Origin of the sequence: Lederbergia citrea, from assembly GCF_018343525.1 — a bacterium.
Lineage (GTDB): Bacteria > Bacillota > Bacilli > Bacillales > Bacillaceae_C > Lederbergia > Lederbergia citrea.
The window spans coordinates 1603512-1623970 of the sequence record NZ_JAGYPH010000001.1 but is presented as its reverse complement, the minus strand read 5'-3'; the positions used below and the strand labels follow the sequence as shown (position 1 = coordinate 1623970).

The following is a 20459-nucleotide window of genomic DNA, read 5'->3' as shown; positions in this document are numbered from 1 at the left end:
TGAAAAAAAGGCCGTGAAAACGGCCTTTTTTCTTATCCATTAATTACTTCTCCGCCATTAATATGGAGCATTTGGCCAGTAACATAGCTCGAGTCATCTGAAGCTAGATACACATATCCAGGACCCAATTCGGATGGTTGTCCTGGTCGACCGAGTGGCTGGGTGCCACCAAATTTGCTTACCTTTTCTGCATCGAAAGTTGCTGGAATGAGCGGTGTCCAAATAGGACCTGGTGCTACGCCATTGACTCGAATACCTTGTGATGCTAACGACTTAGCTAGGGACCTAGTAAATGAAACAATCGCACCTTTTGTTGATGAATAGTCTAGCAATTCCGGGCTTCCTGCATAAGCGGTAATGGATGCGGTATTAATAATGGAAGCACCCGTTTTCAAATGAGGCAAGACCGCTTTTGTTAGGAAGAAATAAGCATAAATATTTGTCCTGAAAGTCTTATCCAACTGAGCCTCAGTAATGTCCAATAGGCTTTTCTGCGGGTGTTGTTCAGCCGCATTATTAACGAGTACATCGATTTTACCAAACTCATTTATTACTTGATTTACAACATTGATACAATGATTCTCTTGTCCGAGATCTCCACGAATTAACAGGCATTTACGACCTTCCTGTTCGATAAGCTGCTTTGTCGTCTCTGCATCGTTATCTTCCTCTAGATAGCAGATAGCAACATCCGCACCCTCTTTTGCGAAATGAATGGCAGCAGATTTACCAATTCCGCTGTCTCCTCCTGTAACAATGGCGACCTTTCCGTCCAATTTCCCGCTCCCTTGATAGGAGGACTTGATTGATTCTGGCTCTGGATTCATCTTTGTTTCAACGCCGGGTTGATGTGTTTGTTCTTGTTTAGGCATCGTCTGCTTTTGCTGGTTATTCATATTATCACTCCTTAATAAGTTGAAAAAAATAAAAACAACGAAAGGATACATGTATGATATACCCGTTCGTTGTTTTTTTATTCCTTTCATGTCCCCAGCATAATCTTGGTTATCTGTAATTAACGAATTGTACCTCGATTGACAAATCTGCAGAACGAATGGCATTTATGACTTCTTGAAGATCATCCCGGTTTTTTCCTGTAACACGCACTTGATCATCTTGAACCTGACTTTTTACCTTTAATTTACTGTTTTTAATAATCATATTAATTTTTTTAGCATTATCCTTGTCTATCCCTTGGACAAGCTTTGCCCTTTGCCGAACTGTTCCACCGAAGGCGTTTTCCATTTTCCCATAATCTAGATTTTTGATTGGAACACCACGTTTGATTAACTTGCTGATCAACACATCTTTTAGCTGCGACATTTTAAACTCATCATCAGATACGAGAACAAGTTCATCATTTTCAAGCTTAATATCACTTTTACTGCCTTTAAAATCATAGCGTGTTTGAATTTCTTTCATCGCAGCATTGATTGCATTTGTTACTTCAGGCATCTCTACCTTGGAAACAATATCGAATGAATTTTCCTTTGCCATTTTATACCTCCACCGGTTCTTTTCTACCAATTATAGAGGATTAAGGCGGCATCAACAAGTGAGGCATTAGAAAACCCGGGAGAATGATTCCCGGGTGGCTTAAAGGTGATCTGTTTTTTGAGAATATTGATCTTTTCCTGCTTTTAAGTTCTTTTCACGTAAAATGTTTTTTTCTTCACGGGCTGCCTGGTTATCCCTTGCTTTCTTATCATTATCAGATGTATTATAACGCATGTACCTTCTCCTTTCGATAGGGATTTACATTAGTATCCCTTTTAGAGAGGAACTTATTAGGATTGTTTATCATTCAAAAAAAAGAGAGCCAATGTGCCAGGTCCTGCATGTGAAGCTACTACAGAGCCAATTAAATTAATGTAAAAATTCTTTGTTCCAAAACGCTCTTCTATCATTTTTTTGAGTTCTAGAGCTGTTTCTATGTCATCACCGTGGCTTATACCGACTGTCTGATTTTCAAGGTCAACTCCACGCTCATCCATTAAATCAAGCATTCTTTTAATCAGCTTTTTTTTGCCGCGGATTTTCTCCAAAGGAACAAGCTTTCCATCTTCCACATGAAGAAGTGGCTTTATATTTAAGAGTCCACCGAGAAATGCAGATGCCTTTGATAGGCGGCCGCCTTTAGCGAGGAAGTCTAAATCCTCAACTGTAAATAAATGCTCCATATGGGCGCAACGGAATTCGAGATCTTGAATGATTGCTTCTTTAGAAGCTCCCAATTTAATTTGTTCAGCCGCAGCGAGCACTAATAAACCGAATCCAAGGGATACACATTTTGAATCAATGATTGTTAAATCTAGATTAGGGTAATCTTCTTTTACTTGCTCATACATCATCACTGCCGTTTGATATGTACCAGAAAGCTCAGAAGATAAGGCAATATATAATCCGGATTCACCGGATTTAGCCAAATCGATAAAAAGCTCTTCGAAGAGTTGGGGTGAGGCTTGAGAAGTTTTAGGCATTTTTCCCGCCCGAATTTCCTCATATACTTGTTTGGGCTGGATTGTAAGTAAATCCTTATACTCTTCCTTGTCGATATGTACTTGAAGAGGAACTAATTGCACGCCATTTTCCTCAAAAAACGCTATTGGGAGATCGGATGCACTATCAGCATATAGTTTGATTGTCATAAAATTCACCTTTCGTGATAAAATAACTGGAATTAGAAGCTTGACTCAAAAACAATTCAGAAAATTATTCTTTATTTTTAGTGTACCGACTTTGTAAGAAAAGTACAATGGTCACGATGCTTTTTTACCTAAAAGAAAGGGGAAAGTAATGAAGCTCAAACAAATTTCTTTCAGGGAACAAATAAAATTAATCGCTGCTATCATTCTTGGAGCTTTTCTAACTGCTCTATCACTGAACTTTTTCCTAATTCCCGCAAATGTGTATGCTAGCGGATTTGCTGGAGCAGCCCAGCTCATCTCAAATCTATTGTCGGATTATACACCTATCCAAATATCTACAGGGATCTTATTGCTTCTTTTCAATATTCCAGTAGCCATTTTAGGGTGGATGAAAGTTGGTAAATCTTTTACACTTTATAGTTTTATCACCGTATTGCTGACTACATTTTTCCTTGAAATTCTTCCAGTTCAGCCACATACTGCCGATATTTTGCTTTATTCCGTATTCGGTGGTGTGATTGGTGCGGTGGGAATCGGAATAACATTAAAAATGGGTGCATCTACGGGTGGCCTAGATATTGTTGCCATGGTATTATCACGTATGAACGATCGACCAGTTGGTACTTATTTCTTCATTATTAATGCAATTATTATTATTACGGCAGGGGCGATATACGGATGGGACAAAGCCCTTTACACCCTTGTTTCTTTGTACGCCTCTACAAGGGTCATTGATGCAATCCACACGCGTCATCAAAAGCTTACTGCAATGATCGTTACGAAAAAAACGTCAGAATTGAAAGAAGCCATTCATTCGCGGATGGTCCGTGGCATAACGGTTGTTCCAGCAAGAGGAGCTTTTTCAAACGACCAAAACGAAATGATGATTATTGTAATCACTAGGTATGAGTTATACGATCTTGAACATATCATTAAAGAAGTGGATCCATATGCATTTACTAATATTGTCCAAACTACGGAGGTTTTTGGGTTTTTTCGAAAGGAATAGGGGGAAAAGCGGCGTTGATTAATTTTCGTGTAACAGTAAATGTAGAAAAAAACGAGGCGAAATTTATTTTCACTGCCATAAATCAGACCAACGCCGAGTTGGTTCTGGAATTTTCGACAAGCCAAATTTTCGATTTTATCATTTTCAATAGTGACGGACAGATTATATACCAATTTAGCGATGGAATGTTTTTTCTACAGGCTTTTCAATATGTGGAAATACCAAAAGGTCAAGAGAAGATATGGAAGGCAAAATGGAATTATCAAAAAGGGAGCAAGCGTGTAGATCCGGGAGAATATGTAGTGGAAGCTTTCTTGATTCCTTCAAGGATCAATGGTGAGCGTGTGAAACAAAAAATTACCGCAAGTGCAAAGTTTCATATTCCAGAGTAAAAACGGGAGCATAGGACCTGCTCCCGTTTATTGTTGCCATGCTATTTTAAGCTGTCAAGTGTCTGTTGGAATTCTCGCAGTTGACTTTGCTCTGCGAACGTCGTATTGGCATAAGCAGAGGATAAAGTATTTTTAGCGATCTCCATAGCACGTTGTTTTTCTGTTTCGGAACCTCCTGAAGAGAATACTTCCTGGGCTTGTTCAACAAAATGCCTCGCTTGCTGAAACAATTCGTTTTTTCCCACTATTCAATTCCTCCCAGCGATGATTCCTCCATGAACGCGATTTTTTTGTTTTCCGCTTCTTCTAAGGTAGAACGGTATGGAAAGCGCTCTGCATGTAATTGTACAGAGTTTTTTCCTTGATGGATAAAGCGCTTTGATTTGCTCCTTTTACCCAATCTTACAGCACCGCCTTTTTTTGAATTGGAAAGGAACGCTTATTGCTGCGTTCAAAGATTATTGTTTGTAACTTTGCCGAGAATGAAACGTGCAAGTAATGGCAAAATTGCTAAATGCCTTTCTTTGGAAAATTATAGGGTACAGTGATAAAATTTAAGTTGTAAAATTCCAAGGGGGTAGCATCGTGATACAAATTCATAAAGAGAAAGTAAAAGACATTCCGCTTCTTCATGTTGTAAAAAGTGGTTATCAGGAAAAGATGCTTCCGCTCGTTTTTTTTATACACGGATTTACCTCTGCGAAAGAGCATAACCTTCATTTTGCTTATTTGCTTGCAGAGAAAGGGTTTCGTGTCGTTCTTCCGGAAGCGAATTTACACGGCGAAAGAAATGACGGTCGAAGCAATGAGGAAATCGTGTTTGAGTTCTGGGATATAGTTACAAATACAATCAAAGAGATAGAAGTTGTTAAAGATGATTTTATTGCAAGAGGCTTGGTTGATAAAGAAAGAATTGGCCTTGTTGGCACATCAATGGGCGGTATTATTACGCTCGGTTCCTTAACACAATATGATTGGATAAGAGCAGCGGTCTGCTTAATGGGCAGCCCGAATTACGAAGGATTTGCGAGGGAGCAAATAGAACAGCTTCAAAAATCGGGAATAAAATTGCCATTATCTAACGAAGAGCTAGAGCAAGAATATTTCCGATTGAAGAAATATGATTTAAGTGCGCAACCCGAGGCTCTTGCAGGAAGACCGCTTTTATTCTGGCACGGAAAAAAAGATCCGGTTGTTCCATTTCAGCCTACATATGATTTTTATGAAAAAATTAAAAAGAATTATGCAAGAAATTCAGCTGATCTCGATTTTATTGTGGATGAGCAGGCAGACCATAAAGTAAGCAGGGAAGCGCTCCTAAAAACAGTTTCCTGGTTCGAGAACCATCTAAATCAACTGAACTAAATGTTTTTTTAACAAACAGGTCTTTTCAGTTTGATTTTCTTAATTGTTTGGTATGATAAAGGGAGAAGTTTTTTTGAAAGGAGTGTTGGAGATGGATGAGGCTTTGAAAGAAAATATATACGGCGCTCTAGAGCAGGTAATTGACCCAGAGCTTGGTATTGATATTGTGAACTTAGGACTCGTTTATGATGTTGACATGGATGATGCTGGTGTAGCTAAGGTCACGATGACACTTACTTCAATGGGCTGCCCGCTTGCAGGCGTTATCGTTGATCAAGTTCAGGCTGCACTTGCGGATTTGCCTGAAGTGAAAGAAACAGAAGTGGATATTGTTTGGAGTCCACCATGGACGAAAGATAAAATGTCACGCTATGCAAAAATTGCACTGGGCGTAACTTGATCATTCATATAAATAATCCGTTTGACCAATAATGGAACGGGAAAATATATAGCGGGGCGCCCCTTTCCGGGGAGCTGCGCTATTTTTATTTCTAAAGATGGGAGATGGGCAAAGTGGATATGAGTAGAATGACTTCAACTGTGCAGGAGGCTTTTGCAGAAGCGCAGCAAATAGCAGTTAGACATGATCATCCTGAAATCGATATTGTTCATCTTTGGCAAGCTTTTTTAGAAAAAAATGATAGCTTGCTTGGAAATATATATGAACATTTGGGTTTAGTGCGAAGCGAGTTACAATGGAAATTGAATAACCTCATCGAGAAAAAACCACAAGTGACTGGAGCGGGAGTCAAGGGCGGTCAATATTTAAGTTCTGACCTGCAAAATTTGTTAACTGCCACGGAAAAGGAAAAAAACATTTTCGAAGATGAATACCTTTCAGTTGAGCATTTTGCGCTTTCACTGATGGACCAAAAACATCATGAAATAACCAGTTTTTTACTTCAACATAGTATTACGAAAAAAAAGCTAAGAGAAGAAATTGAAAAGATAAGGGGGGGACAGCGAGTGACATCACAAAATCCGGAAGGAACGTATGAAGCATTAAAAAAATATGGAAGAGATTTAGTTGCCGAAGTAAAATCAGGAAAACTTGATCCTGTTATTGGACGTGATAATGAAATCAGGAATGTCATCCGTATTTTATCACGGAAAACAAAAAACAATCCAGTCTTGATTGGAGAACCGGGAGTCGGAAAAACGGCGATCGTAGAGGGGCTCGCACAGCGAATCGTCAGGCGTGATGTTCCTGAAGGATTAAAAGACAAGACGATTTTTGCATTGGATATGGGATCGCTTATTGCCGGAGCGAAATTTCGAGGAGAATTTGAGGAGAGACTCAAAGCAGTCTTACAAGAAATTAAAAATAGCGAAGGAAGAATTTTGCTGTTTATTGATGAAATCCATACGATTGTAGGAGCTGGAAAAGCAGAGGGATCGATGGATGCAGGGAATATGTTAAAACCGATGCTTGCAAGGGGCGAGCTTCATTGTATTGGAGCGACAACCTTGGATGAATATAGGCTGTATATAGAGAAGGACCCTGCGCTCGAAAGGCGTTTTCAAAAGGTAGTCGTTCCCGAACCGACTGTAGAAGATACGATTTCAATATTAAGGGGATTAAAAGAAAGATTTGAAATTCATCATGGCGTTAATATCCATGATCGTGCGATTGTGGCAGCAGCTACATTATCCGATCGCTATATTACAGATCGCTTTTTGCCTGATAAAGCGATAGACCTCGTTGATGAAGCCTGTGCCAATATTCGTGTTGAAATTGATTCTATGCCGAGTGAACTTGATGAAGTGACCCGAAGAGTCATGCAGCTGGAAATTGAAGAAGCTGCATTGCAAAAAGAAGAAGATGAAGCAAGCATTGCCAGGCTTGAAATACTGCAGAAGGAATTAGCTGATTTTAAAGAAAAAGCGAATGAAATGAAGGCAAAATGGCAGTCTGAGAAAGATGAACTATTGCATATTCAGGAAAAACGTGAAGAATTGGATAAATTACGCAGGGAATTGGAAGACGCGGAAAATCAATATGATTTAAATCGAGCAGCTGAGCTTCGTCATGGTCGAATTCCGGGAGTTGAAAAAGAACTGAAGTCGCTGGAGGGTTTACTGGCAGCTCACCAGGATGATGAGAACCGCTTGGTAAAAGAAGAGGTTACAGAAGATGAAATTGCGGACATCGTATCACGATGGACTGGTATCCCTGTAATGAAGCTAGTAGAAGGCGAACGTGAAAAGCTGTTACGTCTTGAAAGTATTTTGCATAAACGTGTCATTGGCCAAGATGAGGCAGTCGAGTTGGTCAGCAATGCAGTTCTAAGGGCGAGAGCAGGAATTAAAGATCCAAACCGCCCAATTGGTTCTTTCATTTTCCTAGGACCAACAGGTGTCGGAAAAACAGAACTGGCCAAAGCATTAGCTGAAACATTGTTTGACAGTGAGGAACATATGATTCGCATCGATATGTCGGAATACATGGAAAAGCATGCTGTCTCACGATTAATTGGCGCTCCTCCAGGCTATGTGGGATATGAAGAGGGCGGACAACTAACAGAAGCGGTAAGAAGAAAACCGTATTCGGTTATATTACTTGATGAAATTGAAAAAGCGCATCCTGAGGTGTTTAATATTTTACTTCAAGTGCTTGATGATGGAAGAATTACGGATTCGCAAGGGAGACGGATTGACTTTAAAAACACTGTGGTCATTATGACGTCCAATATTGGCTCAAATTTCTTATTGGATCGTGAGCAAGATGAAGATGCCGTTGATGAGAATACAAAAGAACTTGTTTTGGGTCAACTCCGAGCATCATTTAGACCCGAGTTCCTAAATAGAGTCGATGATATTATCTTATTCAAACCGCTATCTCTTGAAAATATTAAAGGTATTGTTGCGAAATTGGCAGAAGAATTGCAAACTCGCTTAAGGGAGCAGCATATTCAATTAGAGATAACGGAAGAAGGGAAAAAATTTGTGGCTGATGCTGCATATGATCCAGTTTACGGTGCAAGGCCATTGAAGAGGTATTTACAAAGCCATATTGAGACGAAACTTGCAAAGGAAATTATTGCTGGCCATGTCCATCCTTACGACACGGTTCTTGTTGATGCAGAGGACGGAGAATTGAAAGTATCAATAAAAAAATAAATAAACTCGCCGGCGACGGCGAGTTTATTAATGTTTTTCTATAGTTGGAGAAGGCAAAACTGCTGTAACGACTACTAGTAAAATGAAGGCGCCAATACCCAAAGTTGATCCTGTCGCAAAATTATACGGTACAGCCAACATTGAACCAGCAACATAAGTTAACATATGAATTAGAAGAAAAACCCATACAAAACCCCATACATATTTCATAAACGTTCACCCCGATTCAAATCGAAAATATATGTAATATCCTTATATTCATCAACATACCTCTAAAAGCATACCATAATCGTTCAAATTGATAAAGTGAAACTTCTATCAGTGGGCGCCTTTCCCACTAATAGTTAGTTGAACCAATCGGACATTTACGGACGGTTCCCCCAATACTATATATTGTTTAGTTCAAAATTTAAAAAGGGCGTTACTGTCCGTTGGATGTGGGATAAAGTGAAACTTCTATAAGAGACAGATTCCAAAGTGACAGGTCAGTCTTTAATTTAGCCGCATAGAATGAAAATATGGCTGAAAGAGAGGGGATGGACTTTATGAGAGGCGCAGTCGTTTTTGGAGCTCGGCAGCTCCTTGGTTATGAGTTTTGTGTCAAATTACTCGAAAAAGGTTACGCCGTTAATGCACAAGATTACGCATTTTGGCAAGATAGACAGCAAGAAGAAAAGTGGCTGTTTATCGGTAGAAATGCCAATCTCCAATATTTCAATATTGAGGATAGGGAAATAGATGAGACACTCAAAGAAATAGAGGAGTCGTCAAACAATCCTTTATATTACTTTTTTCCACTTACGGATTTTTATGCAAGTGATCGTCCTAAAATACATGAGCAGTTGGTCTTTCTTTTGAAAAAAATAAGTGTACGGTCGTCAATTTCAAAATCAATAATTGTGTTTGTACAACCGTCAGCGATAGGCAAATGGAACAGAAATTTTAGTTCTGAAATTGAAACTATAAAAAGAGATATGTGGAACAAGCAGGGTAAAATTATTGAGTATTGCATTCCCGTCGATATGTCAAAAGGAAACGGTAAGTTTGTATATTATCAAACAAACAATACACACGAATGGCAAAAACTTAAGATGAAGGAGCACTTAACAGATGTAACAGAACAAATAATTTCCCATTTAGAAGAAAAAAATCCTGATTTGATTTAGGTACTAAGGATTGGGTATTATTACCTTTTCAGATGTTGGTCCAAGGGTTAAAATAGACAGGGGTACCAGTCCAGAAGATAATCAATGAACATTGAAATAGGTAATATTATGCAGCAAGAAATAAAGGAGATGCTGTTTAGTGTTAAGGAAGCTAAGTGTTGCCATTATTATTTTATTTTTATTGGGGTGTTCTAACACATCTAATCCGGGGAAAATGGAACGTGCGGGTTTGCTAGTTCCTGAAACGATCAATGACCAAGTTTGGGGAACGAAAGGCTATCAAGGGTTACTTAAGGTCCAGTCAGAGTTTGGCATAGATGTTTTTTATAAAGAAGGTATTACTTCAAAAGCAATTACTGAGGGAGCTATTAGCGAATTTAGCCAAAAAAATGTCAACTTAATTTTTGGTCATGGAGAAGAATATGCGGAATACTTTGAACAACTGGCAAGCTCTTATCCAGACATTCATTTTGTAAGCTTTAATGGAGAAGCCAATTTACCGAATACGACAAGTCTTAGTTTTGACGGGTACGCCATGGGTTTTTTTGGAGGAATGACAGCTGCTCATATGAGTCCAAATAAAAAAGTTGGAGTGATTGCAGCATTTGAATGGCAGCCGGAAGTAGAAGGTTTCATCAAAGGTGCGATCATCGAAGAACCGGAAACAGAAGTATTCGTAGAATATACACAACATTGGAATGACGGAGAAATGGCTTTGAATTTACTTGATGAAATGTTGCTAAAAGGTGTAGACGTTATCTATCCTGCTGGTGACGGTTTCAATATTCCTTTAATAGAAAAAATTAAGGAAAAAGGCTTATATGCCATTGGCTATGTTTCCGACCAATCGGATCTAGGACAATCTACAGTCCTTACAAGCACTGTTCAACATGTCGATAAATTATATGAACTTGTAGCAAAAAAGTATGCAATGGGAGAACTGGAACAAGGCAATCAGCATTTTGATTTCAAGGATGGTGTAATCACTATGGGTGAATACAGCCCATTAGTTGATGAAGAGTTCAAACATTCAATTCAGACATACGTGCATGAATACATAGAAACTGGGAAATTTCCTTCAGAAAAATAAATATAGGATGATGTCCCTGTATATTGGGAACCATTTACAACCGGATACTCCGATGTTATAATTAGTACCAAGTCTTAATATATGATAATAGTTCTTGAATAAGGCAGGAAAGAAGGGGACAGCATGCATGCTGGAATAATCGGGGTTGGAAAATACGCTCCTGAAAAAGTCTTAACAAATAAAGATCTGGAAACAATGATGGATACATCTGACGAATGGATTAAGACAATGACTGGAATTGAAGAAAGAAGAATTGCATCCGATGATGTCGATACTTCTGATATGGCTTATGAAGCTGCAAAAAATGCAATTAATAATTCTGGAATAACTCCTGAAGATATCGATATGATACTTGTTGCTACGGTGACACCTGATCGCCCATTCCCTACAATATCTTGTATGTTGCAAGAGAAACTTGGCTGTAAAAAGGCATCGGCGATGGATTTAAGTGCTGCTTGTGCCGGGTTTATGTATGGTTTGGCTACTGCAAAGCAATTTATTGAGAGTGGTGCCTACAAACACATTTTAATCGTAGGTGCGGAAAAACTATCAAAGATTACCGATTGGAAAGACCGTAATACGGCTGTTTTATTTGGAGATGGGGCAGGCGCTGTTGTGATGGGACCTGTTTCGGACGACCGTGGAATTCTTTCATTTGAACTCGGTGCAGACGGAACGGGTGGCAGCCATCTTTATCAGGATGAATTCATCATAATGAACGGCAGAGAAGTGTTTAAATTTGCTGTTAGGCAAATGGGGGAATCTTCCGTCAATGTATTGGAAAAAGCAGGTCTGTCGAAAGATGATGTTGACTTTTTAATCCCTCATCAGGCTAATATTAGGATTATGGAAGCTGCTAGGCAGCGGCTTGATTTGCCTGATGAAAAAATGGCAAAAACAATCCGGAAATACGGAAACACTTCATCTGCATCGATACCAATGGCACTTGCCGATGAGTTGGAAGCTGGAAAAATCAAAGATGATGATATAATAGTAATGGTTGGATTTGGTGGCGGCTTAACATGGGGAGCCGTTGCCTTAAAATGGGGTCGTTAAAATATATTAATTATCTTTCTGTCTTTAAGAAGGAGTTGGAGCAATGATGAAAAGAAGAGTAGTTGTTACTGGAATAGGTGCTGTATCGCCTGTTGGAAATGATGCAACTGCATCATGGAAAAATGTCCTTGCAGGTAATTCAGGAATCGGCCCAATGACAAGGCTGAATCCAGATAATTATTCTGCAAAGGTTGCAGCAGAAGTTAAAGATTTTGATATAGAGAAATATGTTGAGAAAAAAGAAGCTCGGAAAATGGATCGATTTACCCATTATGCCTTGGCAGCATCGCTCATGGCAGTAGAAGATTCAGGCCTGAAAATTGACGATAGTAACGCGAACAAGATTGGCGTTTGGATTGGCTCTGGTATCGGTGGCATGGAAACATTTGAAAATCAGTTTGAGACTTTTCAAAAAAGAGGTTATCGCCGAGTCAGTCCGTTCTTCGTACCGATGATGATTCCGGATATGGCAACAGGACAAGTTTCTATTTACTTAGGTGCAAAAGGAGTTAACTCATGTACAGTAACTGCGTGTGCAACAGGCACAAACTCCATTGGCGACGCTTTTAAGGTCATTCAGCGCGGAGATGCTGATGCAATGATTGCTGGAGGAGCTGAGGCACCAATTACTCAAATGGCAGTAGCAGGATTCTGTGCCAATACGGCATTGACTACTAATCCCGATCCAAAAACGGCAAGCAGACCTTTTGACATGAACCGTGATGGATTTGTCATTGGTGAAGGTGCGGGAATCGTTGTACTGGAAGATCTAGACCATGCTTTGCAACGCGGTGCAAAAATTTATGCAGAAATCGTTGGTTACGGCTCCACTGGAGATGCCCATCATATTACAGCTCCTGCACCTGGAGGAGAAGGTGGCGCACGCGCTATGAAAATAGCCATAGAAGACGGAGATCTAGCGCTGGAAGATATCGACTATATAAATGCACATGGAACAAGTACTCCATATAACGATAAATACGAAACAATGGCGATTAAAGAAGTATTTGGCGAGCATGCGTACAAGCTTGCCATCAGTTCAACAAAATCTATGACAGGCCATTTATTAGGCGCTGCAGGAGGATTAGAGGCTATCTTCTCCGTATTGGCAATTAAGGAAGGGATCCTGCCTCCGACGATGAATTATGAAACTCCAGATCCTGACTGTGATCTTGATTACGTTGCAAACGAAGCACGTAAAGCTGAGGTCAAGGCAGTACTGAGTAACTCCCTTGGGTTTGGTGGTCATAACGCAACAATTGCATTTAAGAAATATGAATAAGAAATATTCAAGACATAATCGAGACACGGCCTTTTGTTGGCCGTGTTTCTTTCTTTTTCAGTATAAGTATGGTAACCATCTACCCTTTTACTAATAGAATATAGGGTGGAGGTGGTGGTTCATGGGGTAGTACCAACATACAAATGGCTTGAGGAATATTTTAGCCGGCCTTCTGAAATGTGCAAGATGGCTAATCCTGATGTGAAGGATGGAAATGATTTTTACAGATATTTAACTCAATTTGGTATGTATAGGCCTTCACGCGAGGCCTTACGATCAGTAGGAAAATTGGAAGAAGAAAAAGTCTGGGAGAAAATCGAAAACATATATACTAAATATCGAAAAAAATGGAGAGGCCCAGACGTTGATATTTATATTTTCCCAATCAATCAATCCAACCGAATGTTCATACAACAACTTAAAGGGCGTTCGGGGCTTGCCTTTCCACATAAGTTATTTTTGTTTATCTCAGACGGACTTGATGATAAAAACTTAGAAGCTCTCGTTGTTCATGAGTATCACCATGCAGCAAGGATGAATAATTATAAAAAGAATAATAATGACTATACACTGCTAGATTCTCTCCTATTTGAAGGGCTTGCAGAGCATGCTGTACTAAAATGTTGTGGTGTTGCGTATACAGCAGAGTGGACAAAACAATATTCACCGGACAGACTAAAATATTATTGGAACCATTCGTATGAACAAAACCTTCAAATAACAAGGGAAAACCGCTTACATGATGACCTCTTGTTTGGAAGAAGGAGAGTACCAAAAATGATGGGGTATTCAATGGGATATGAATTAGCCAAAGGTTATATTAAAAATAATCAGTTAACAATTATCGATTCACTAAAGATTCCATCAGAAAAGCTGCTAGTAAATAATAAATTTATTAGCGAATAAAACATTTTAGTCATCCAAGGATGGAAGGTTCAGATTTTCGATAACGGGTATATTTCTAGGTGATTTTTCATTCATTGATGGTCTCTGCTAACCGGCCTGTTGATTTCCGCTGCAGTTGCTCGCTTTACGCCGGGCGGGCGGTGAACCTCCTCGTCGCTTTGGCGAAGGCCACTGAAAAAGTCCTCTTAATGTAAGGGTCTTATGGATTACTGTTGATTTCCGCTCCAGGCGGACGCTTTCCGCGGGCGGTCGGTGAGCTTCCTCGTCGCTTCGCTCCTGCGGGATCTCACCTAGACGCGCTTTTCCCGCAGGAGTCGCCGCCTTCCGCTTCAATCAACGGAACCTGCTAAAAACAATATTTAAGCTTTATAGAACCTAAACAAAAAAGATATAATACCCTATACTCTAAGGGAATTATATCTTTTTTTCGTATATTTACTGTATATTCTCTGTTTCAAATGAATGGGAACTATGATAAAAAACCAACAACCAATGGTTTATTGTCCATTTATGGATATTTATGAATTAGTCAGTTCCACAGAATCATCTTTTGCGTAAAATTAACAACCTGGCTGACTTTTCATTTGTTTAAGATGAATAATTTTAATGGTTTGGAGAAGCGTCCGCTCGACTCCTGCGGGATCTGCGAGACAGCCGAGACATTAAAGGAGCGTAGCGACGAAGCGGCTCGGCGCTCGCCCCGCGGAAAGCGAGCGGTAAGCTTCGGAAAACCAGATCTATCTAATATAAACTCGCTTTTTCGAGTTTGTCTACGAAACCTTCCAAGAATGGAAGGTTATTTCTATTGGTGGTATGTCAAATTGGAAACAGCCATATATATCTATAGATGGACAAGCAGAAAAGAACTGTAAGAAAAACAAACAGGATGTGCTATATGATGCTGTTTAGAGGATTAATCTTTTTAATAGGTTTTGGGTTTGCTGTTTCCGGTGGTGTAAGTGTTATAGCCTACTTAAATTTAACAACAATGGGCAGGGATTTCAGGGAATATTTTAAATTTATTCTTTCAAGACCCGAATGCTATTTGCTGCTTATTGGTTTGGTTATGATTACAGTTGCGCTATATGCCGAAGACAAAAAAAATAGCGATGCGTAGTTATAGGAATAATTTTACTGCAGCCTGCCTATACTGATTGACAAATAGTTATGAAGTGAGGGGTTAAGGATGCTATATCTTCATGATGTTTGGGTTAATTGGTTCGAGGGGGAAGAGAACGGCTACAATGTTTGCCACTTCCATGAATGGCGTCGAGGAGTAGATGTAATCGAACTTCTTGATCAAGTGCCATTATTGTTGATAGAGCCTGTCTTATTCCACTATATCGAAAATAACATGGCAGAACTTCCACAGGCTTTATTGAATGATATTTATAAAAAAGCATATTTACGAAAAAATCATGAACGTGTGCAATTGGAATACTGTTTTGTCATTACAGATGGCAGGGGAATATTGGCGATTGATACGATTGGATACACAATACCTCTTAGAAAAAGTAGGTTAATCCCGCGCCAAGAACAGCTTGTGTATGAAATGATAGAGCAAAACGAGCCAACCACTTACAAATTTAAGCAGGAAATATCAAAGAAAGATCATCACATTTTGTCTCCTGAACCAGAATTGATGCACGGTTTAACGAGAAGGGAACGTCAATTAAAGCATTTAATGTTCATGGCCTTGGATCAGCTCTATGTTTCAAAAAACACTCCAGAAATCCGCTATTGGTACACGGAATGGTCTCCCCAACGATATAGGGAGATCCAAGAAATGGACTTTGAGGAGGTTTGGTGCAGCCTCTACGAAGAAACTAGAGTAGGTTGGACGGAGAAGCACCTTATGTTATGTGAAAATTTGGTTAAGGGTCAACCGTTTTTTGAAAAGCTTTGGGAATTGGAATGTGATCCAAAGGTGAATTAAAAAAGCACCCAATTGAATAATCGCTCAGAGATGGTAAACATGATTTCCATCAAACCAAAAAAAGCCTGAATCCATAAAGATTCGGCTCTTTTTGATTCATTATTATCTTTTCTTTCTTCCTAATCCCATCGCTGTTTCCATTTTCTTTAGCATTTTATTCGCTTTAAAAGCCGCTTTCTCAGCACCAGCATCAAGTATATCATCAAGCTCCTTTGACTCCACCAAATTTTTGAAACGGTCCTGAATTGGAGTGAGTGCGTTAACAACAACTTCTGCCAAATCCGTTTTGAACTCTCCATATCCTTTTCCTTCGTATTTAACTTCAAGCTCCTCGACCGTTTTATTTCCTAGGATGGAATAGATGGAAAGTAAGTTTGATACACCAGGCTTGTTCTCTCTATCAAACTTCACAATGCCTTCAGAATCAGTAACCGCACTTTTTATTTTCTTTTCAATTTGTTTTGGTTCATCAAGCAATGTAATGAAGGAGCGTTGATTCTCATCGGATTTACTCATTTTTTTCGTTGGCTCCTGCAAAGACATTACCCTTGCACCAATTTTGGGGATCCTTACTTCAGGTATTGTGAAAATGTCATTAAAGCGATTATTGAATCTTTCGGCCAGATCTCTTGTAAGCTCTAGATGCTGTTTTTGATCCTCGCCAACAGGGACAAGATTTGCACCATATAGTAAAATGTCTGCTGCCATTAAAGGAGGATACGTTAATAATCCCGCTGAAACGGCATCCTTGCCTGATGATTTATCTTTAAATTGAGTCATACGTTCCAACTCGCCGATATAAGCGATACATTGAAGCATCCAACCCGCCTGTGCATGGGCTGGTACCTCAGATTGTATAAATAGCGTAGCTTTATCATGATCAAGTCCTGCAGCAATATAAAGCGCTGCCAATGTCCTAATATTTTTTCTCAACTCTAACCTGTCTTGTGGTACTGTGATTGCATGTTGATCCACAACACAAAAATAACAGTCGTATTCATGCTGAAGCTCTACAAATTGTTTTATTGCACCTATGTAATTTCCTAGTGTGATGACTCCACTTGGCTGAATGCCAGAAAAAATTGTTTTCATTATTAAAGGCCTCCTTAAAATATAAAAAACCATCCATCCCAAAAATCAGGGAAGAATGGTTAAATGCCAGCACCAATATAAGTGCCAAACAGGCCGGCTCAAATGATGTTCATTTGGTGCTTCATTAACCACATATTACTTCATAATATTATAACTGCTGCGTTTATGACAATCAAGCCGGGGCTTTAGGTTCACGTGCAAATATGCGGATAAATACTCATTAGATATTAATTTCATTCTACATTAATCCTTGTTAGAATAAAGGATAAGGAAAAATCCGACAGATAAAGACAAGGAATAAGGAAGAGGAGAGATATTCATTGAGTTGGAAAAAGGTGATGGTAATAACAGGACTCTTAGCTTCGTTGCTATGGCAGCATCCAGCAGGAGCGGCAGCAGAAAAGGATAGGGCAGCAACTCATCATTCCAGAATGCTCGCCATTGAAAAAAAGGAGTTGCCCGCTGAGGCACCCCGATTTGTTTTTGATTCTGGATTGAAGTTTGAATATCCAGATGCGATTAGAGGCATATATGTAACTGGTCATTCGGCAGGAGGAAGCCGATTCAATGAACTCGTTAAATTAATCGATTCAACGGATTTAAATGCAATGGTTATCGACATAAAAGATGATTGGGGTAACATTACATATAAACTTCCTAAAGATTCCCCTTTTACGGATATAAGTCAAAATTTAATTAAAGATCCTCAAGCTATGCTAAAGCTTATGGAAGAAAAACATATTTACCCCATAGCTAGAATTGTCGTATTTAAAGACTCCACACTACCCAAAAAAAGACCAGACCTTTCCTTTAAAGACGGTAAGAAAATTTGGGTGAATGGTAGAGGCGAGTCGTTTGTCAATCCTTTTTTACAAGAGGTTTGGGACTATAATGTTGACATTGCCATCGAAGCAGCAAAAATGGGCTTCCAAGAGATACAATTTGACTATGTCCGGTTTCCGGAAGGCTTTGAAAACCGTGATGAACAACTAGTATATGGAATGGGAGAGTATAAGAAAAATAAAGAAGATAATATTCAAAAACGAGTCCACGCTGTTACAGATTTTGTTGCCTACGCGAGGGAAAAGCTTAAGCCCTACGGAGCAAAGGTTTCTGTAGATATATTTGGTTATACTGCAACTCTTCCTGAAGCACCCGGAATTGGCCAAAATTTCACTAAAATCTCTGAGAATGTAGATGTCATTTCTTCCATGATTTATCCAAGCCATTGGACAGGCTATTTTGGAATAGCCAAGCCTGATTTGGAACCATATAAACTGGTCAGAGAGTATGCAAAAGTGGAAAACGCTAAATTAAAAGAGTTGAAAAATCCACCAATATCAAGACCATGGATACAGGATTTTACCGCTTCTTACTTAGGTAGTGGAAATTATCAAGTTTATGGGAAAAATGAAGTGGAAGCACAAATCAAAGCGTTGAATGATGAAGGGATAACAGAGTTTTTGCTTTGGAATGCCGGAAATAAATATTCGCCAAACGTAAATTATACAATTGGAAAAAATACGAAAAAATAACCGCGCCAATATTGATTGGCGTTTTTTTATTTTTTTGAATGGAAATTAAAACTTAGGATATAGTAAAAGGGATGAAATAATGAAACATCATGTTTAATATGTATTAACTTGTGGTAAAAGATATATAAATATTTGTGGACTATAACAGCGGTCGCACTTTTATAGTAACAGATAACTAAATTCCCAAAAAACCTATTCAATCTGCTTGGAATAGTGTATAATACATAAGAGAGATTGTTTCATTATACTCATTTCAATGTAAATGATAATGCGACAAAAAATAAGGGGAATATCTTGTATTTCGAAATTCTTATTTCATGGAAGATTGAATATTTAAGAATTCTATTCTGAAAAGGAGTGTGAGTGACATTATGGTAACATTGTACACTTCACCCAGCTGCACATCATGTAGAAAAGCAAGAACATGGCTTGAAGACCAAAATATTCCATATAAGGAAAGAAATATTTTCTCTGAACCACTAAGCCTAGAAGAAATCAAGGAAATTTTAAGAATGACGGAAGACGGGACAGATGAAATCATCTCAACACGTTCAAAAATTTTCCAAAAATTAAATGTAGACTTAGATTCGCTTCCGCTTCAACAATTGTTTGATTTGATCCAGAAGAACCCTGGGCTTTTGAGAAGACCGATCATTTTGGATGAAAAGCGTCTCCAAGTAGGATATAATGAAGATGAAATAAGACGTTTCTTACCTCGTAAGGTAAGAACATATCAGCTGCGTGAAGCACAGAAAATGGTTAATTAAATAGAAATGAGGCTGTTCCGAAAACGCCTGGGAGCAGCCCCTTTTTATTTAATTAATAAAATTTTGAAAATTTCCTTGATTTTACTTCTTATGTTAGATAAAATAATCGAAACATGGATCAAGGAGATAGGCATTTGACGATTTTTTAAATGGGAATATCTTTTGTTTCCAATTTGGAGATGCTTATCATAAAATAAGAGTACAAGGAGAAATATACTCGGTACTTTTGGCATTGGCAGTATATTATATGCCTTGTACGGGATACAGATCCCTTCACCACCCTAATATAGAAGGGAGAGTTGATGTGTGGAAATTGAACGCATTAATGAAAACACAGTCAAGTTTTACATTTCATATGTTGATATAGAAGAAAGAGGCTTTGATCGCGAAGAAATCTGGTACAACCGAGAAAGAGGCGAAGAGCTTTTTTGGGAAATGATGGAGGAAATCCATCAAGAAGATGACTTTGTGCCGGAAGGCCCACTTTGGATTCAAATTCAGGCATTGGACAAAGGTCTGGAAGTGCTCGTGACAAAAGCACAAATCTCTAAAGATGGACAAAGATTTGAATTACCAATTCCAGACGAAAAGCTAAGGGACCTTCCCGTTGATGAGAAAATTGAAGAGATGATGGACCAACATTTTCAGATTAAACACTATGAGAGAAGTGCGGAAGATTTATTTGAATTCGTTTTAGCGTTTAAAGACTTTGAGGATGTATTATCTCTAGCTAGAATAAAGGGAGAGTCCACATTTGAATCAAAACTTTTTTCATATGAAAATCATTACTTTTTATATGTTAAGTTCCCAGATGAATCTGCTGATGAAGATGAAATTGAAGATGAATTGAGTCTTCTCCTTGAATATGGTATGGAAAGTTCCTATACAATTTATCGCCTGCAAGAATATGGGACAAAAATAATTGACGAAGATGTGTTTGAAACACTTAGTCAATATTTTGACTAAAAAAAACCGATTTCTAATGGAAATCGGTTTTTTTATTGGTCCAGCTTCAAGCTCTCAAGGTCAAATAAGCGATGATAATAAAAGTTGTCAGGGCTGAAACAAGGTGCTTGCACTTTTCTTATCAATAGA

At 38.8% G+C, this 20459-nt stretch carries 23 protein-coding genes; 15 read left to right on the top strand and 8 right to left on the bottom strand.

Going from position 1 to position 20459, the window contains the following annotated elements; translation table 11 throughout:
- Positions 1 to 32 precede the first annotated feature (32 nt).
- The 4 genes from KHA88_RS08405 to KHA88_RS08390 form a co-directional block, all read right to left on the bottom strand.
- The gene (locus tag KHA88_RS08405) at positions 33 to 896 is read right to left on the bottom strand and encodes an SDR family oxidoreductase (RefSeq protein ID WP_213096353.1); all 864 of its coding nucleotides are present in this window, start codon (positions 894 to 896) and stop codon (positions 33 to 35) included.
- Between the two features lie 109 nt (positions 897 to 1005).
- Positions 1006 to 1497, bottom strand: coding sequence for a YajQ family cyclic di-GMP-binding protein (locus tag KHA88_RS08400; RefSeq protein ID WP_213096354.1), 492 nt, complete (start codon positions 1495 to 1497; stop codon positions 1006 to 1008).
- 99 nt (positions 1498 to 1596) lie between these two features.
- Entirely contained in the window at positions 1597 to 1731 is a 135-nt protein-coding gene (locus KHA88_RS08395; RefSeq protein ID WP_213096355.1) for a DUF3941 domain-containing protein, read from the bottom strand.
- Between the two features lie 56 nt (positions 1732 to 1787).
- The gene (locus KHA88_RS08390) at positions 1788 to 2648 is read right to left on the bottom strand and encodes a DegV family protein (RefSeq protein WP_213096356.1); all 861 of its coding nucleotides are present in this window, start codon (positions 2646 to 2648) and stop codon (positions 1788 to 1790) included.
- Positions 2649 to 2796: 148 nt separating this feature from the next.
- On the opposite strand from KHA88_RS08390, the gene KHA88_RS08385 reads away from it, so the two are divergent.
- Positions 2797 to 3657, top strand: coding sequence for a YitT family protein (locus KHA88_RS08385; RefSeq protein ID WP_213096357.1), 861 nt, complete (start codon positions 2797 to 2799; stop codon positions 3655 to 3657).
- Positions 3658 to 3671: 14 nt separating this feature from the next.
- Positions 3672 to 4049, top strand: coding sequence for a BsuPI-related putative proteinase inhibitor (locus KHA88_RS08380; RefSeq protein WP_213096358.1), 378 nt, complete (start codon positions 3672 to 3674; stop codon positions 4047 to 4049).
- Positions 4050 to 4090: 41 nt separating this feature from the next.
- On the opposite strand, the gene KHA88_RS08375 is transcribed toward KHA88_RS08380, so the two are convergent.
- Positions 4091 to 4294 (bottom strand): DUF3813 domain-containing protein, encoded by a 204-nt coding sequence (locus KHA88_RS08375; RefSeq protein ID WP_213096359.1) that lies wholly within the window; start codon positions 4292 to 4294, stop codon positions 4091 to 4093.
- Positions 4294 to 4449, bottom strand: a complete 156-nt coding sequence (locus tag KHA88_RS08370; RefSeq protein ID WP_213096360.1) for a competence protein — start codon at positions 4447 to 4449, stop codon at positions 4294 to 4296. The genes KHA88_RS08375 and KHA88_RS08370 overlap by 1 nt, the downstream gene beginning before the upstream one ends.
- A 185-nt stretch (positions 4450 to 4634) precedes the next feature.
- On the opposite strand from KHA88_RS08370, the gene yjfP reads away from it, so the two are divergent.
- The 3 genes from yjfP to clpB all read left to right on the top strand — a co-directional run bounded on the left by yjfP (position 4635) and on the right by clpB (position 8534).
- Positions 4635 to 5414, top strand: a complete 780-nt coding sequence (gene yjfP / locus KHA88_RS08365; protein WP_213096361.1) for an esterase — start codon at positions 4635 to 4637, stop codon at positions 5412 to 5414.
- A 91-nt stretch (positions 5415 to 5505) separates the two neighbouring features.
- Positions 5506 to 5814 (top strand): metal-sulfur cluster assembly factor, encoded by a 309-nt coding sequence (locus tag KHA88_RS08360; RefSeq protein WP_213097791.1) that lies wholly within the window; start codon positions 5506 to 5508, stop codon positions 5812 to 5814.
- Positions 5815 to 5927: 113 nt separating this feature from the next.
- Complete coding sequence (clpB, locus tag KHA88_RS08355; protein WP_213096362.1) at positions 5928 to 8534, top strand: ATP-dependent chaperone ClpB; 2607 nt, start codon at positions 5928 to 5930, stop codon at positions 8532 to 8534.
- A gap of 27 nt (positions 8535 to 8561) precedes the next feature.
- Here the strand turns inward: clpB and KHA88_RS08350 are convergent, their stop codons facing one another.
- A complete protein-coding gene (locus tag KHA88_RS08350) occupies positions 8562 to 8744 on the bottom strand; it encodes a DUF2929 family protein (RefSeq protein ID WP_213096363.1) in 183 nt (60 codons plus the stop codon).
- Positions 8745 to 9052: 308 nt separating this feature from the next.
- Between KHA88_RS08350 and KHA88_RS08345 the strand changes: the two genes are divergently transcribed.
- The 7 genes from KHA88_RS08345 (at position 9053) to KHA88_RS08315 (ending at position 15970) form a co-directional block, all read left to right on the top strand.
- Positions 9053 to 9700 carry a hypothetical protein gene (locus KHA88_RS08345; RefSeq protein WP_213096364.1) on the top strand — a complete coding sequence of 216 codons (648 nt, stop codon included), beginning with the start codon at positions 9053 to 9055 and terminating at the stop codon, positions 9698 to 9700.
- A 139-nt stretch (positions 9701 to 9839) separates the two neighbouring features.
- Positions 9840 to 10790 carry a BMP family ABC transporter substrate-binding protein gene (locus KHA88_RS08340; protein ID WP_346729026.1) on the top strand — a complete coding sequence of 317 codons (951 nt, stop codon included), beginning with the start codon at positions 9840 to 9842 and terminating at the stop codon, positions 10788 to 10790.
- A gap of 123 nt (positions 10791 to 10913) precedes the next feature.
- Entirely contained in the window at positions 10914 to 11846 is a 933-nt protein-coding gene (locus KHA88_RS08335) for a beta-ketoacyl-ACP synthase III (RefSeq protein WP_213096365.1), read from the top strand.
- 43 nt (positions 11847 to 11889) lie between these two features.
- Positions 11890 to 13128: a beta-ketoacyl-ACP synthase II gene (gene fabF, locus KHA88_RS08330; protein ID WP_213096366.1), complete on the top strand. Its 1239-nt coding sequence runs from the start codon at positions 11890 to 11892 to the stop codon at positions 13126 to 13128.
- A 114-nt stretch (positions 13129 to 13242) separates the two neighbouring features.
- Positions 13243 to 14034: a DUF2268 domain-containing putative Zn-dependent protease gene (locus KHA88_RS08325; protein ID WP_213121711.1), complete on the top strand. Its 792-nt coding sequence runs from the start codon at positions 13243 to 13245 to the stop codon at positions 14032 to 14034.
- A gap of 847 nt (positions 14035 to 14881) precedes the next feature.
- Positions 14882 to 15151 carry a YuzI family membrane protein gene (locus KHA88_RS08320; protein WP_346728935.1) on the top strand — a complete coding sequence of 90 codons (270 nt, stop codon included), beginning with the start codon at positions 14882 to 14884 and terminating at the stop codon, positions 15149 to 15151.
- Positions 15152 to 15220: 69 nt separating this feature from the next.
- Positions 15221 to 15970, top strand: coding sequence for a YjbA family protein (locus tag KHA88_RS08315; RefSeq protein WP_213096368.1), 750 nt, complete (start codon positions 15221 to 15223; stop codon positions 15968 to 15970).
- A gap of 102 nt (positions 15971 to 16072) precedes the next feature.
- On the opposite strand, the gene trpS is transcribed toward KHA88_RS08315, so the two are convergent.
- Positions 16073 to 17065 (bottom strand): tryptophan--tRNA ligase, encoded by a 993-nt coding sequence (trpS, locus tag KHA88_RS08310; RefSeq protein ID WP_213097794.1) that lies wholly within the window; start codon positions 17063 to 17065, stop codon positions 16073 to 16075.
- 317 nt (positions 17066 to 17382) lie between these two features.
- On the opposite strand from trpS, the gene KHA88_RS08305 reads away from it, so the two are divergent.
- From KHA88_RS08305 to mecA, 3 genes are all read left to right on the top strand, one after another.
- Positions 17383 to 18597: a putative glycoside hydrolase gene (locus KHA88_RS08305; RefSeq protein WP_249305889.1), complete on the top strand. Its 1215-nt coding sequence runs from the start codon at positions 17383 to 17385 to the stop codon at positions 18595 to 18597.
- A gap of 371 nt (positions 18598 to 18968) precedes the next feature.
- A complete protein-coding gene (gene spxA / locus KHA88_RS08300; RefSeq protein WP_213097796.1) occupies positions 18969 to 19364 on the top strand; it encodes a transcriptional regulator SpxA in 396 nt (131 codons plus the stop codon).
- Positions 19365 to 19670: 306 nt separating this feature from the next.
- Positions 19671 to 20330: an adaptor protein MecA gene (gene mecA, locus KHA88_RS08295; protein ID WP_213096369.1), complete on the top strand. Its 660-nt coding sequence runs from the start codon at positions 19671 to 19673 to the stop codon at positions 20328 to 20330.
- The last annotated feature ends 129 nt before the right edge of the window (positions 20331 to 20459 follow it).